This window comes from Streptomyces sp. KL2, assembly GCF_046529545.1.
GTDB lineage: Bacteria > Actinomycetota > Actinomycetes > Streptomycetales > Streptomycetaceae > Streptomyces > Streptomyces radiopugnans.
Map to the genome: position 1 here is coordinate 629,558 of NZ_CP127170.1, position 14,049 is coordinate 643,606.

12 protein-coding genes are annotated in these 14,049 nt (G+C 74.5%); 8 read left to right on the top strand and 4 right to left on the bottom strand.

The genetic code is table 11. The features are described 5' to 3' along the window. Positions 1-10: 10 nt before the first annotated feature. Both QPK52_RS02860 and QPK52_RS02865 read right to left on the bottom strand, forming a co-directional pair. On the bottom strand, positions 11-1,066 hold the full coding sequence (locus QPK52_RS02860) for a lactonase family protein (RefSeq protein WP_410535369.1): 1,056 nt from the start codon (positions 1,064-1,066) through the stop codon (positions 11-13). A 154-nt stretch (positions 1,067-1,220) separates the two neighbouring features. After that, positions 1,221-1,643 (bottom strand): secondary thiamine-phosphate synthase enzyme YjbQ, encoded by a 423-nt coding sequence (locus QPK52_RS02865; protein WP_410535370.1) that lies wholly within the window; start codon positions 1,641-1,643, stop codon positions 1,221-1,223. A 64-nt stretch (positions 1,644-1,707) separates the two neighbouring features. On the opposite strand from QPK52_RS02865, the gene QPK52_RS02870 reads away from it, so the two are divergent. Then, on the top strand, positions 1,708-2,850 hold the full coding sequence (locus QPK52_RS02870; protein ID WP_410535372.1) for an NAD(P)-binding domain-containing protein: 1,143 nt from the start codon (positions 1,708-1,710) through the stop codon (positions 2,848-2,850). 200 nt (positions 2,851-3,050) lie between these two features. Here the strand turns inward: QPK52_RS02870 and QPK52_RS02875 are convergent, their stop codons facing one another. Both QPK52_RS02875 and QPK52_RS02880 read right to left on the bottom strand, forming a co-directional pair. Then, entirely contained in the window at positions 3,051-4,070 is a 1,020-nt protein-coding gene (locus tag QPK52_RS02875; protein ID WP_093659535.1) for a LacI family DNA-binding transcriptional regulator, read from the bottom strand. Positions 4,071-4,244: 174 nt separating this feature from the next. Then, the gene (locus QPK52_RS02880) at positions 4,245-4,565 is read right to left on the bottom strand and encodes an L-rhamnose mutarotase (protein WP_410535374.1); all 321 of its coding nucleotides are present in this window, start codon (positions 4,563-4,565) and stop codon (positions 4,245-4,247) included. A 251-nt stretch (positions 4,566-4,816) separates the two neighbouring features. On the opposite strand from QPK52_RS02880, the gene rhaI reads away from it, so the two are divergent. From rhaI to QPK52_RS02915, 7 genes are all read left to right on the top strand, one after another. Next, on the top strand, positions 4,817-5,977 hold the full coding sequence (gene rhaI, locus QPK52_RS02885; RefSeq protein WP_410535376.1) for an L-rhamnose isomerase: 1,161 nt from the start codon (positions 4,817-4,819) through the stop codon (positions 5,975-5,977). Between the two features lie 5 nt (positions 5,978-5,982). After that, complete coding sequence (locus QPK52_RS02890) at positions 5,983-8,037, top strand: bifunctional aldolase/short-chain dehydrogenase (RefSeq protein WP_410540172.1); 2,055 nt, start codon at positions 5,983-5,985, stop codon at positions 8,035-8,037. 98 nt (positions 8,038-8,135) lie between these two features. Next, positions 8,136-9,632 carry a rhamnulokinase gene (locus QPK52_RS02895; protein ID WP_410535378.1) on the top strand — a complete coding sequence of 499 codons (1,497 nt, stop codon included), beginning with the start codon at positions 8,136-8,138 and terminating at the stop codon, positions 9,630-9,632. Continuing rightward, positions 9,623-10,414: a (Fe-S)-binding protein gene (locus tag QPK52_RS02900; RefSeq protein ID WP_410535379.1), complete on the top strand. Its 792-nt coding sequence runs from the start codon at positions 9,623-9,625 to the stop codon at positions 10,412-10,414. Before QPK52_RS02895 ends, QPK52_RS02900 begins: the two co-directional genes overlap by 10 nt. After that, a complete protein-coding gene (locus QPK52_RS02905; RefSeq protein ID WP_410535380.1) occupies positions 10,411-11,949 on the top strand; it encodes a lactate utilization protein B in 1,539 nt (512 codons plus the stop codon). Before QPK52_RS02900 ends, QPK52_RS02905 begins: the two co-directional genes overlap by 4 nt. Next, positions 11,946-12,599 (top strand): LutC/YkgG family protein, encoded by a 654-nt coding sequence (locus tag QPK52_RS02910; protein WP_410535381.1) that lies wholly within the window; start codon positions 11,946-11,948, stop codon positions 12,597-12,599. The genes QPK52_RS02905 and QPK52_RS02910 overlap by 4 nt, the downstream gene beginning before the upstream one ends. A 160-nt stretch (positions 12,600-12,759) precedes the next feature. Then, the gene (locus tag QPK52_RS02915) at positions 12,760-14,049 is read left to right on the top strand and encodes an exo-beta-N-acetylmuramidase NamZ domain-containing protein (protein ID WP_410535382.1); all 1,290 of its coding nucleotides are present in this window, start codon (positions 12,760-12,762) and stop codon (positions 14,047-14,049) included.

The window sequence follows — 14,049 nt, forward strand, 5'->3', positions numbered from 1 at the left end:
GGGCCGCCCCTCAGCCGAGGGCGACGCAGGTGGCGGCCGGAGCCTGGATCGAGCCCGCCCGGTGCGGCACCCCGGTGTCCGGGTCGAGGTCGAACCAGGTCACGTCGCCCGACCGCTCGTTGGCGGCGTAGAGCCTGCGCCCGGCCGGGTCGAGGGCCAGGTCGCGCGGCCAGTGCCCGCCGCAGGGGACGGTGGTGACCAGCTCCATACCCTCGCCGTACGGCTCCAGGGCCAGTACGGCGATGCTGTCGTGTCCGCGGTTGGCCGCCCAGGCCCAGCGGCCGTCGGCGGAGATCACCAGTTCCGAGGGATGGTTCTCCCCCTCGGCCCCGGAACCCGCCGGCAGCGTGCCGACCTCTCCCGCGGGCTCCAGCACGCCGCTCGCCCGGTCCCAGCGGCAGCAGACCACGGTCGAGACCAGTTCGTTGACGACGTACGCCCTGTCGCCGCGCGGGTGGAAGGCCAGGTGGCGCGGTCCGCTGCCGGGCCGCATCGGCGTCAGCCCGTGCGGGCGGAGCGCGGCCGCGGCGTGGTCGAGCCGGTAGACCCACACCGAGTCGGCGCCGAGGTCGACCGCCAGCAGCCAGCGCCACGAGGCGTCGGCGACCACGGCGTGGGCGTGCGGCCCCTCCTGTCGCCCGCGCACCGGTCCGCGTCCGCTGTGGGGCAGTACGGCCGGCTGCGCGCCGAGGGTCCCGTCGGGCCGCAGCGGCAGCGAACTGACGCTCCCGGAGGTGTAGTTGGCGGTGATCAGTTGCCCGGCCGCGCAGGTCAGATGAGCGGGCCCGGCGCCTTCGACGGGCACCGGCGCCCCGGCGGGGCTCGGCCGGTCGGGGTCGGCCAGGGAGAGCGCGGCGGCGCGGCCGTCCTCGGTCTCGCTCACCGCGTAGAGCATCCCCCCGCCCGGTCCCGGCACGAGGTAGGAGGGGTCGGGCACCGCGTCCGTGTGGTGCAGCACCGTCAGCGCCCCGGTGTCCGGGTCGACGGCGGCCGTGGTGATGCCGCGTCCGCCCGCCGAGGTGTAGGACCCGATGTACGCCCGCCGTCCGCCGCCCGCACCGTCCACTGTGCCGCCCCTCTTCCGCTCGATCCCGCTCGGTCCTGCTCGAAGCGCTGCCCCCGTTCCGGGCACCGGGGGCGACCGTAGCATTGGCCTGGACCAGACTGGGAGGGCTCCCAGGTCTCCCCGGTCCGGCCCTGCGGCCGGCGCGGTGGGGCGGCTAGCCCAGGAAGGACAGGCGCACCCGCCGGTCGGGGTTGTCGCCGTTGGTGTCCACCAGGCAGACCGACTGCCAGGTGCCCAGCTCCAGCCGTCCGCCGATCACCGGCAGGGTGGCGTGCGGCGGGACGAAGGCCGGCAGGACGTGGTCGCGGCCGTGGCCGGGACTGCCGTGCCGGTGGCGCCAGCGGCCGTCGGCGGGCAGCAGGTCGCGCAGCGCGGCGAGCAGGTCGTCGTCGCTGCCCGCTCCGGTCTCGATGATCGCGATGCCGGCCGTGGCGTGGGGGACGAAGACGTTGAGCAGCCCGTCGCGGCCGCCGGCCACCTCCGCGAGGAAGCCCTCGCATTCGCGGGTGAGGTCGGCGACGGTCTCGTCCGGGCCGGTGGTGATGTGGAGGGTGCGGGTGGTGAAGCGATCGCTCATGACTCCATATTGGGGGCTGCCCCCGCTCCGGGAAGCATCCGGCCCCACCCGTGGTTGGCCGGGTATGGAGTTCTCGGAGGCGGAGGTCGTGGTCGTGGGCGCCGGGCAGGCGGGTCTGTCGAGCGCCTACCACCTGCGGCGTGCCGGGTACGAGCCGGGCCGGGGCTTCGCCGTGCTGGACCACTCCCCGCGCCCCGGCGGGGCCTGGCAGTTCCGCTGGCCCACCCTGACGTACGACCGGGTGCACGGGATGCACTCCCTGCCCGGCATGGAGCTGACCGGCGCCGACCCCCACCGCCCCTCCTCCGAGGTGGTCGGCGGGTACTTCGCGGACTACGAGCGCGCCTTCGACCTGCGGGTGCGGCGGCCGGTGCATGTGCGCGCGGTGCGCGAGGCCGGGGACGGACGGCTGCTGGTGGAGACCGATGCCGGGGTGTGGGCCGCCCGGGCGCTGATCAACGCCACCGGGACCTGGGACCGCCCCTTCCGGCCCCGGGTGCGCGGTCAGGAGTCCTTCGCCGGCCGCCAGTTCCACACCTCCCGCTACCCCGGCCCGAGCACCTTCGCGGGCGAGCGCGTGGTGGTCGTGGGCGGCGGCACCTCCGCCGTGCAGCATCTGCTGGAGATCTCACGGGTCGCCGCCGCCACGGCCTGGGTGACCCGGCGCGAGCCGGTCTTCACCGAGGAGCCGTTCGACGCCGAGCGCGGACGGGCGGCGGTCGCCCTGGTGGAGGAGCGTGTGCGCGACGGGCTGCCGCCGCGCAGCGTGGTCTCCGTGACGGGGCTGCCCATGACCGAGGAGATGCGCCGCGCCCGGGAGAGCGGGGTACTGCGGCGCCTGCCGATGTTCGACCGGATCACCCCCGGCGCGGTGGAGTGGGACGACGGGCGCTCGATCGCGGCGGACAGCATCGTGTGGGCCACCGGCTTCCGTCCCGCGATCGGCCATCTGGCGCCGCTGCGGCTGCGCGAGCCGGGGGGCGGCATCCGCATGGACGGCACCCGTGTGGTGCGCGATCCGCGGATCCACCTGGTCGGCTACGGCCCCTCGGCGAGCACCGTCGGAGCCAACCGCGCGGGCCGGGCCGCGGTCCGCGCGATCCGGGACCTCCTCGGCCACTCCTCCGGAGACGAGCAGACACTCGGGGAACCACCCGCACGCGCGGCGGTCGGGGAGACGGCCGCGCGGTGGCCGCAGGACACGTGACGCCCACGTTGTGCGAGTGACGCGCCGCGGATCGTCACCGCCCCTGCGGCCCTGAGTCCCACCGGGGGACGGGGGACCTGTCCCGGCACGCACAAGGGGAAAGTTCCCGTGGACCTCATCACCGGCCTGCCCGCCGGCCTCGTCCACTTCGCCGGCCGGCCCGTCCGGCCGAACGGCGGGCGAGGACCCGGCGGTGAGCGTCAGTGGCGCGGCGCGGAGATGCTGGAGTCGCGGACGACCAGTTCGGGCTGGAGCACGATCCGCTGGTGCCGGTGCTCCGCGGCCGCCTCCCCGGTCTCCTCGATGAGCAGATCGGCGGCCGTGCGCCCCATCCGGAAGGCGGGCTGCCGCACCGAGGTCAGGGGGACGGCCGCCGCCGCGGCGAACTCGATGTCGTCGTAGCCGACCAGGGCGATGTCCCCCGGCACCGAGACGCCCGCCGCGAACAGCGCCTGGAGCACCCCCAGCGCGAGCAGGTCGTTGGCGCAGAACACCGCCGTCGGCCTGGGCGCCATCCCCAGCAGCCTGGCGCCCGCGTCCCGCCCCGCCGCCACATCCAGCCGCTCGCCCTCGATCCGCCGCAGCGCGTCCTGGGGCAGCCCCGCCTCCCGGAGGGCCGCCAGCGCGCCGGTGTGCCGGTCGCGGCACTGCGACAGATGCATCGGCCCGCTCACGTAGACCAGTTCCCGGTGGCCCTGGGCCAGCAGGTGCCGGGCGGCCAGCGATCCGCCCGTGATGTCGTCGACGGAGACCGAGCAGCCCTCGTCGGCGCTGGCCAGCACCCGGTCCACCACGACGTAGGGGATGTCGTGGCGGCGGAAGTCGGCCAGGTTCCGGCCGGAGGTGTCGGCCGGGGTGACCAGGACGCCGCGCACCCGCTGCTCGGCGAAGAGGGAGAGGTAGTCGGCCTCCTCCGCGGGGCTCTGCGCACTGTTGCACAGCATCACCCCGAGCCCCTCCTCCCGCGCCGCCCGCTCGGCGCCGGAGGCGACGTCGGCGAAGAAGGGGTTGGCCATGTCCAGGACGAGCAGGGCGATGATCCGGCTGCGGCCCGCCCGCAGATGCCGCGCCGACTCGCTGCGGACATAGCCGAGTTGCGCTATCACCGCCTGCACCCGGGTCCTGGTCTCCTCGGCGACCATCTCCGGCCGGTTGATGACGTTGGAGACGGTGCCCACCGACACCCCCGCCTGACGTGCGACGTCCTTGATCCCCACCATGCGCGCCACGAGCCCGACCGTCTCCCGTTTCCTGCTGTCCGCGGCGCCTGGCCCGGGGCCGCGCGCCCATGCTACGCACCCGCTCCCGGGCCGGGGGCACACCAAAGCGCGCGGGGCGCCCGTCCGCCCGGAGGGCCGCTGCCGCCCTTCCGCACCGCGGCCCCGCCGCGCGGGTCAGTCGAGGTGGAAGACCTCGGTGAGGGGGCGCATGGCCTCGTCCGGCCGCGCGCCGTCCAGGGACTCGAAGAAGCCGGCCATCTCCGCCTGCCAGCGGGCGTTGACGTCGGTGGCCTCCATGGCGGCCCTGGCCGCGGTGAAGTCCTCGGTCTCCAGATAGCCGACGAGCAGTCCGTCCTCGCGCAGGAAGAGCGAGTAGTTGCGCCAGCCGCTCTCGCTCAGGGCGCGGAGCATCTCCGGCCAGACGGCGGCGTGCCGCTCGCGGTACTCCGCCAGCCGGTCGGCGCGGACCTTCAGCAGAAAGCAGACGCGCTGCACGCGCTCCTCCTCGTCAAAGCCTGGACGGCCGTGAACGCCCCCATGAAAGGTTTCACGGAAGTCGCACGGACGGTAGGGGCATCGCCCGGCCTCCGTCAATGGGCCGCGGGCGGAAAAGTCCGAATGTCCAGGAAGTGCCGAGGCCCTGGCCTCTGCCCGGCCCCCGCCCCTTGACACCCTCATCGGACCCCCATAGCTTTCCGGCAATGAAACGATTCATGAAGCCGTCCGGACCTCGGGAGCTCTGACGCATGACCGCCGTGTCCGCCGTGAAGGCGGCCCTCAGGAAACAGGCCATCGAGACGCCCTCGTGGGCCTACGGCAACTCCGGAACGCGTTTCAAGGTCTTCGCGCAGCCCGGCGTCCCGCGCACCCCCCGGGAGAAGCTCGACGACGCGGCCCGGGTGCACGCGCACACCGGCGTCGCGCCGACCGTGGCCCTGCACATCCCCTGGGACCGGGTCGACGACTACGCCGCGCTGTCGAAGTACGCCGAGGAGCGCGGACTGCGCCTCGGCGCGATCAACTCCAACGTCTTCCAGGACGACGACTACCGGCTCGGCAGCGTCTGCCACCCCGACGCGGCCGTGCGGCGCAAGGCGCTGGACCACCTGCTGGAGTGCGTCGACATCATGGACGCCACCGGCTCGCGCGATCTGAAGCTGTGGTTCGCCGACGGCACCAACTACCCGGGCCAGGACGACGTCCGCGCCCGCCAGGACCGGCTGGCCCAGGCGCTGGCGGCGGTGTACGAGCGGCTGGGCGAGGGGCAGCGGATGCTGCTGGAGTACAAGTTCTTCGAGCCCTCCTTCTACACCACCGACGTCCCCGACTGGGGCACCGCCTACGCCCACTGCCTGAAGCTGGGCGAGAAGGCGCAGGTGGTGGTGGACACCGGCCACCACGCGCCGGGCACCAACATCGAGTTCATCGTGGCCGTGCTGCTGCGCGAGGGGAAGCTGGGCGGTTTCGACTTCAACTCCCGCTTCTACGCCGACGACGACCTGATGGTCGGCGCCGCCGACCCCTTCCAGCTCTTCCGGATCATGTTCGAGGTGGTGCGCGGCGGCGGGTACGGGCCGCAGACCGCCTTCATGCTCGACCAGTGCCACAACATCGAGGCGAAGATCCCCGCGATCATCCGCTCGGTGATGAACGTCCAGGAGGCCACCGCCAAGGCCCTGCTGGTCGACCGCGAGGCGCTGTCCGCCGCCCAGACGGCCGGCGACGTGCTGGCCGCCAACGCCGTGCTGATGGACGCCTACAACACCGACGTACGGCCGCTGCTGGCCGAGGTCCGCGAGGAGATGGGCCTGGACCCGGACCCGGTCGCGGCCTACCACCGCTCGGGATGGGCCGAGCGGATCACCGAGGAGCGCAAGGACGGCCGCCAGGCCGGCTGGGGGGCGTGAGGGACATGGACGGCGACCGCACGACGGACCGGGAGACGGTCGAGGCGCTGCTGACGCGCTCGCACCGGCTGGGCTCCGATCCGCGCAACACCAACTACGCGGGCGGCAACACCTCCGCCAAGGGCACCGGCACCGACCCCGTGACCGGTGGCGAGACCGAACTGCTGTGGGTCAAGGGCTCCGGCGGGGACCTGGGCACACTGACCGCGGACGGGCTGGCGGTCCTGCGCCTGGACCGGCTGCGCGCGCTGAAGGACGTGTACCCGGGGGTGGAGCGCGAGGACGAGATGGTCGCCGCGTTCGACCACTGCCTGCACGGCCGGGGCGGCGCGGCCCCCTCCATCGACACCGCGATGCACGGTCTGGTGGACGCCGCCCACGTCGACCACCTCCACCCCGACTCCGGCATCGCGCTCGCCTGCGCCGCCGACGGTGAGAGGCTGACGGCCGAGTGCTTCGGCGACACCGTCGTCTGGGTCCCCTGGCGGCGGCCCGGCTTCCAGCTCGGGCTGGACATCGCCGCCGTCAAGGAGGCCAACCCGCGGGCGATCGGCTGCGTCCTGGGCGGGCACGGCATCACCGCGTGGGGCGACACCTCGGAAGAGTGCGAGCGCAACTCGCTGCACATCATCCGCACCGCCGAGGCGTTCCTCGCCGAGCGCGGCCGGCCCGAGCCGTTCGGCCCGGTCCTGGAGGGCTACGAACCGCTGGAGGAGGACGAACGCCGGGCGCGCGCCGCCGCGCTGGCGCCGTACGTGCGCGCCGTCGCCTCGGCCGACCGGCCGCAGGTCGGGCACTTCACCGACACCGGCGCCGTGCTGGACTTCCTCTCCCGCGCGGAGCACCCGCGCCTGGCGGCCCTGGGCACCTCCTGCCCGGACCACTTCCTGCGCACCAAGGTCCGCCCCCTGGTCCTGGACCTGCCGGCGACCGCGCCGCTGGAGGACGCCGTCGCCCGGCTGAAGGAGCTGCACGCCGAGTACCGCGCGGAGTACCGGGCGTACTACGAGCGGCACGCGGCCCCGGACTCCCCCGCGATGCGCGGAGCGGACCCGGCGATCGTCCTGGTGCCGGGTGTGGGGATGTTCTCCTTCGGCAAGGACAAGCAGACCGCGCGGGTGGCGGGCGAGTTCTACGTCAACGCGATCAACGTGATGCGCGGGGCCGAGGCCGTCTCCTCCTACTCCCCCATCGAGGAGAGCGAGAAGTTCCGCATCGAGTACTGGGAGCTGGAGGAGGCCAAGCTGCGGCGGATGCCGAGGCCGAAGGCCCTGGCCACCCGGATCGCACTGGTCACCGGCGCCGGGTCCGGCATCGGGCGGGCCATCGCGCACCGGCTGGCCGCCGAGGGCGCGTGCGTGGTGGTCGCCGACCTGAACGCGGAGAACGCCCGCGCCGTCGCCGAGGAGCTGGGCGGCCCCGACAAGGCGGTGGCGGTGACGGTGGACGTCACCAGCGAGGAGCAGATCGCCGAGGCGTTCGGGACGGCCGTCCTGGCCTTCGGCGGCGTGGACCTGGTGGTCAACAACGCGGGCCTGTCCATCTCCAAGCCCCTGCTGGAGACCACCGCCGGGGACTGGGACCTCCAGCACGCCGTCATGGCCCGCGGCTCCTTCCTGGTCTCCCGCGAGGCCGCCCGGGTGATGGCCGCCCAGGGCATGGGCGGCGACATCGTCTACATCGCCTCCAAGAACGGCGTCTTCGCCGGCCCCAACAACATCGCCTACGGCGCCTCCAAGGCCGACCAGGCCCACCAGGTGCGGCTGCTGGCCGCCGAACTGGGCGAGCTGGGCATCCGCGTCAACGGCGTCAACCCCGACGGGGTGGTGCGCGGCTCCGGCATCTTCGCCGGCGGCTGGGGCGCCCGGCGCGCGGCGGTGTACGGGGTGCCGGAGGAGAAGCTCGGCGAGTTCTACGCCCAGCGCACCCTCCTCAAGCGCGAGGTGCTGCCCGAGCACGTGGCGAACGCGGTGTTCGCGCTGACCGGCGGCGAGCTGAGCCACACCACCGGGCTGCACATCCCCGTCGACGCGGGCGTGGCCGCCGCCTTCCTGCGCTGACGTCCCTCCCAGATCCCCTGCCCGGCCACCGTGCGAACCCTGTCGTGCCACCGCGGTAGCCGGGCAGGTCCAATCCCGTTCCCCCGCGAGGTCCCGCCGTGTCCCCTGCCCCACCGCCACGCACCCCCCTGTCCTTCGCCGCCGTCGACCTGGGCGCCTCCAGCGGGCGCGTCATGGTGGGCACGGCCGGGCCGGGCGTTCTGGAACTGCGCGAGGCGCACCGCTTCCCCAACCGTCCCGTCCGCGCCGGCGGCACCCTGTACTGGGACGTCCTCGGCCTGTACCGGGGGGTGCTGGACGGGCTGCGGGAGGCGGGCCGGGCCGCGCCGCGGGGGCGTCTGGCCTCGGTCGGCGTCGACTCCTGGGCCGTGGACCACGGGCTGCTGGACGCCTCGGGCGCGCTGCTGGGCAATCCGGTGCACTACCGCGACGGCCGTACGGCGGGGGCCGCCGAGCGGGCCGCGGCCGTGCTGCCGCCCGAGGAGCTGTACGCCGCCACGGGCCTGCAGTACCAGCCGTTCAACACCCTCCACCAACTGGTGGCGGCCCGCGGTACGCCCGCGCTGGAGGCCGCCCGGCGTCTGCTGCTGATCCCGGATCTGATCTCGTACTGGCTGACGGGCGAGGCGGGCACCGAGCTGACCAACGCCTCCACCACCCAGCTGGTCGACCCGCGCACCGGCGACTGGGCGCGGCCGGTGGCCGAGGCGTTCGGCGTCGACCTGTCGCTGTTCCCGCCGCTGCGGCGGCCGGGGGATCCGGCGGGCGAGCTGCTGGGCGAGGTGCTGGAGGAGTGCGGGCTGGACGGGCCGGTGCCGGTGACGGCCGTCGGCTCGCACGACACGGCCTCGGCCGTGGCGGGGGTTCCGGCGGAGAGCGGGCGGGCGTTCGCGTACATCGCCACGGGCACCTGGTCGCTGGCCGGCGTGGAGCTGGAGGCGCCGGTGCTCACCGAGGGGTCGCGCGCCGCGAACTTCACCAACGAGCTGGGCGTGGACGGCACGGTCCGCTACCTGCGCAACATCATGGGCCTGTGGCTCCTCCAGGAGTGTCTGCGCTCCTGGGAGGCCGAGGGGCTCTCGCCGGAGCTGGAGGCGCTGCTGCGCGAGGCGGCGAAGGCGCCCGCGCTGCGCTCGGTGGTGGACGCCGGCGATCCGGCCTTCCTGGCTCCGGGCCGGATGCCCGCGCGGATCGCCGAGGCGTGCCGGCGCACCGGTCAGCCGGTCCCCCGCGATCCGGCCGAGACCGTCCGCTGCGTTCTGGACTCCCTGGCCCTGGCCCACCGCCGGGCGGTCGCCGACGCACAGCGGCTGTCGGGGCGGGAGGTGGAGGTGGTGCACATCGTCGGCGGCGGGGCGCGCAACGAGCTGCTGTGCCGGCTGACGGCCGACGCCTGCGGGCTGCCGGTGGTGGCGGGCCCGGCCGAGGCGGCGGCCTTCGGCAACGTGCTGGTGCAGGCGCGCGCGGCCGGCGCCGTGCGCGGCGACCTGGCGGCGCTGCGCTCCCTGCTGCGCGCCACCCGGCCGCTGCGGCACCATGAGCCCATGGGTGACCAGGCAGCCTGGCGTCGGGCGGAGGCCGCGGTATGCGGGTAGCGCTGTTCGTGACGTGTGTGACCGACACGCTCTACCCGGGCACCGGGCGGGCCGCTCTCGCGGTGCTGGAGCGGCTGGGGGTGGAGGTGGACTTCCCCCTCGCCCAGAGCTGCTGCGGGCAGCCCCAGTTCAACACCGGCTACCGGCGCGAGACCGAGCCGTTGGTGCGCCGCTTCGCCGAGGTCTTCCGCGGCTACGACCACGTCGTCACCCCGTCCGGCTCGTGCGCGGCGATGGTGCGCGAGAACCATCCGCGGATCGCCGCCCGGGCCTTCGGCGGCGGGGCGGCGGGGACGGCGGCCGAGGTGGCCGGGGTGGCCTCCAGGACGTACGAGCTGAGCGAGTTCCTGGTGGACGTGCTGGGGGTGACGGACGTGGGCGCGTACTACCCGCACACCGTGACCTACCACCCCACCTGCCACGGCCTGCGGACGCTGGGGCTGGGCGACCGGCCCCGGCGGCTGCTGGAGAACGTGCGCGGCCTGGAGCTGGTTGAGCTGCCCGGCGCACAGGAGTGCTGCGGTTTCGGCGGGACGTTCGCGGTGAAGAACGCGGCGGTGTCGGCGGCGATGGGCTCGGACAAGGCGCGCGGCATCGAGAGCACGGGCGCTCAGGCGGTGTGCGCGGTGGACAACTCCTGTCTGATGCACATCGGCGGCATCCTGGCCCGGCGCGGTTCCGCCGTCCGGCCCGTCCACCTCGCCGAGATCCTGGCCTCGACCGACGCCGGCACGGCGGCGGAAGGCACGGCGGCGAACGACACGGAGGATACGGCGCGATGAGCGGTGGGACGTTCCTGGGCATGCCCGCCTTCCCCGAGGCCGCCGCCGCGGCCGTCCGCGACACACGGCTGCGCGGCAACCTGCGCCACGCCACCGGCACCATCCGCGCCAAGCGCGCGCAGGCCGTCGCCGAACTGCCCGACTGGGCGCAGCTGCGGGCCGCCGGCGCGGCGGTCAAGGACCGCACCCTGCGCCACCTCGACCACTATCTGGAGCGGTTGGAGGAGGCCGTGACGACCGCGGGCGGCACCGTCCACTGGGCGGCCGACGCCGCCGAGGCCAACCGGATCGTCACGGAGCTGGTCCGCGCCACCGGCGAGAGCGAGGTGGTCAAGGTCAAGTCGATGGCCACCCAGGAGATCGGCCTGAACGCGGCCCTGGAGGCGGCCGGGATCCGCGCCTACGAGACCGACCTGGCCGAGCTGATCGTCCAGCTCGGCGACGACCTGCCCTCGCACATCCTCGTCCCCGCCATCCACCGCAACCGCGGCGAGATCCGTGACATCTTCCGCTCGGAGATGGGCGGTTGGGGACGCCCGGCACCGGACGGTCTGAGCGACGAGCCGGCCGAGCTGGCCGAGGCCGCCCGGCTGCACCTGCGGGAGAAGTTCCTGCGCGCCAAGGTCGGGATCTCGGGCGCCAACTTCATGGTGGCCGAGACCGGCACGCTGGTGGTGGTCGAGTCCGAGGGCAACGGGCGGATGTGCCTGACCCTGCCCGAGACGCTGATCTCGGTGGTCGGCATCGAGAAGGTGGTGCCCACCTGGCGCGATCTGGAGGTCTTCCTCCAGCTCCTGCCCCGCTCCTCCACCGCCGAGCGGATGAACCCCTACACCTCGATGTGGACGGGTGCCGCGGACGCCGAAGGCGCCGACGGCCCCCGCGACTTCCACCTGGTGCTGCTGGACAACGGCCGCACCGACGCGCTGGCCGACACCGTGGGCCGCCAGGCGCTGCGCTGCATCCGCTGCTCGGCCTGCCTGAACGTCTGCCCGGTCTACGAGCGGGCGGGCGGACACGCCTACGGCTCGGCCTACCCGGGCCCGATCGGCGCGATCCTCACCCCCCAGCTGCGCGGCACGGCGAGCGGGCTGGACGCCTCGCTGCCGTACGCGTCCTCGCTGTGCGGGGCCTGCTACGAGGTCTGCCCGGTGGCCATCGACATCCCCCAGGTCCTGGTCCATCTGCGCGAGCGCGTCGTGGAGGGCGGCGAGGCGACGGTGCGCGGACGGCGCACGACCGTCCGTCCCGCCCGCGGGCACGCCGCCGAGCGCGCGGCGATGCGGGCGGCCCGCTGGGTCTTCGAGCACCCGGCGGCGCTGCGGGCCGGCCAGCGGCTGGCCTCCCGCACCAGGCGGCTGCACCCGCGCCGTCTGCCGGGGCCCGGCCGGGCCTGGACGGCGAGCCGCGAGCTGCCCGAGGTGCCCCCCGAGTCCTTCCGCGACTGGTGGCGGCGCGAACGGGGGAAGACGGCGGCGGACGGGAAGCCCGGGGGGGAACGGGAAGCCCTGGAGGAACGGGGAGGCGACCGATGAGCGACCGTGATGTGGTGCTGGGCCGGATCCGCCGCGCCCTGCGGGACGTGCCGCGCTCCGAGGCGCCGGACGACGTCCCCGTGCCCCGCGAGTACGCGCGCGCCCACCTCCCGTCCGGGGCCGGGGCGGGCGGGGCGCTCGCCGGGCTGCTGGCGGAGAACCTGGCGGACTACCGCGCCGTGGTGCACCGCACCGGCGACGAGGGCCTGGCCCCGCTGCTGTGCCGTCTGCTGGCGGCGCGCGGCAGCGCCACGGTGCTGGTGCCGCCCGGTCTTCCGCCTCACTGGCTGAAGGCCGCCGGTCCCGTCCGCGTCCACGACCGCGCCGCCGCCACCGCCCGCGAACTGGACTCGGTGGACAGCGTGGTGACCGGGTGCGCGGTGGCGATCGCGGAGACCGGCACGATCGTGCTGGACGGCGGCCCCGGTCAGGGGCGCCGCCGCATCACCCTGATCCCCGACCACCACATCTGCGTGGTGCGCGTCCCGGAGCAGGTGGTGGCGTCGGTGCCCGAGGCGCTGGAACGGCTCGACCCGGCCCGCCCGCTGACCTGGATCTCCGGCCCGTCGGCCACCAGCGACATCGAGCTGGACCGGGTGGAGGGCGTCCACGGCCCGCGCGCCCTGGAGGTGGTCCTCGTCGAGGAGTGAGCCGGGGCACGGGCCGGCACCGGCCGGTGCGCGGATCCGGGAGCGGGCCGCCGGGCGGGCGCAACCGGGGCTGCTCCGTCGGGGCGCCGCCATTGCTCTGTACCTCTGTCACCGTGCGTGGCCCCTTGTCGCTCAGCGCGCCCGCGGCTAGCTTCCCCGCATGCCTTCCCGCCGATCACTCCTCGCCGGCGGCGCGGCAGCCGCGCTGGCCGCCCCGCTCCTGCCCACCGCCACCGCCTCCGCCGCGCCCGGCAGCCGCTCCGGCGGCCGAGGCGTCGTCCCCGGCGCCGACGTCGCGGCCGCCCGCGGCTGGTCCATGCTGCGCGGCCGCAAGGTCGGTGTGATCAGCAACCCGACCGGCGTGCTGCGCGACACCGGGCACATCGTGGACTCCATGGCCGCGCGCAGCGAACTGGAGATCGTCGGGGTCTTCGGCCCCGAGCACGGTTTCCGGGGCAGTGCGCAGGCGGGCTCCTCCGAGCCGGAGTTCACCGACCCGCGCACCGGTCTGACGGTGTACGACGCGTACGGCGCGGGCGCGGCGAAGATGGCCGAGCTGTTCACCAAGGCCGGGGCGGACACGATCGTCTTCGACATCCAGGACGTCGGCGTCCGCTTCTACACCTACATCTGGACCATGTACAGCGCGATGGTCGCCGCACGCTCCACCGGCGCCCGCTTCGTGGTGCTGGACCGCCCGAACCCGATCGGGCGGCGGGCCGACGGCCCGCTGATGACCGAGGAGTTCACCTCGGGCGTCGGCGCCGAAGTGATCATCCAGCAGCACGGGATGACGGTGGGCGAGCTGGCCCGCTACTTCAACGGCGAACTGCTGCCGAAGGAGGGCGGGGGCGGGAAGGTGGCGGAGCTGGAGGTCGTGCCGGTGCGCGGCTGGGACCCGTACTCCACCGCGCACGGCAGCGGCCTGCCCTGGGTGCCGCCCTCCCCGAACATGCCGACCGCGGACACCGCCGTGGTCTACGCCGGGACCGGCTACTTCGAGGGCACCAACCTCTCGGAGGGGCGCGGCACCACCCGCCCGTTCGAGTTCGTCGGCGCGCCGTACCTGGACCACCGCTACAGCGACCGGCTGAACGCCCGGAAGCTGCCGGGGGTCCGGTTCCGCGAGGGCTACTTCGTGCCGACGTTCGGCAAGCACACCGGCACCACCTGCGCGGGCGTACAGATCCACATCACCGATCCGCGCCGCTACGAGCCGATCCCCACCGCGGTGGCGATGCTGGTGGAGGCACGCCGCCACGAGGACTTCGCCTGGCGCCAGGACTCCTGGGACACCAGGCGCCCGTTCTGGATCGACAAGCTCTCCGGCTCCCCCAGGCTGCGGGAGATGATCGACGCGGGCAAGGAGGTGGAGGAGATCACGGCGGCCTGGCAGGCGGAGGTGCGCGCCTTCGAGCGGGCGCGGCGCCCGTACCTGCTCTACACCTGA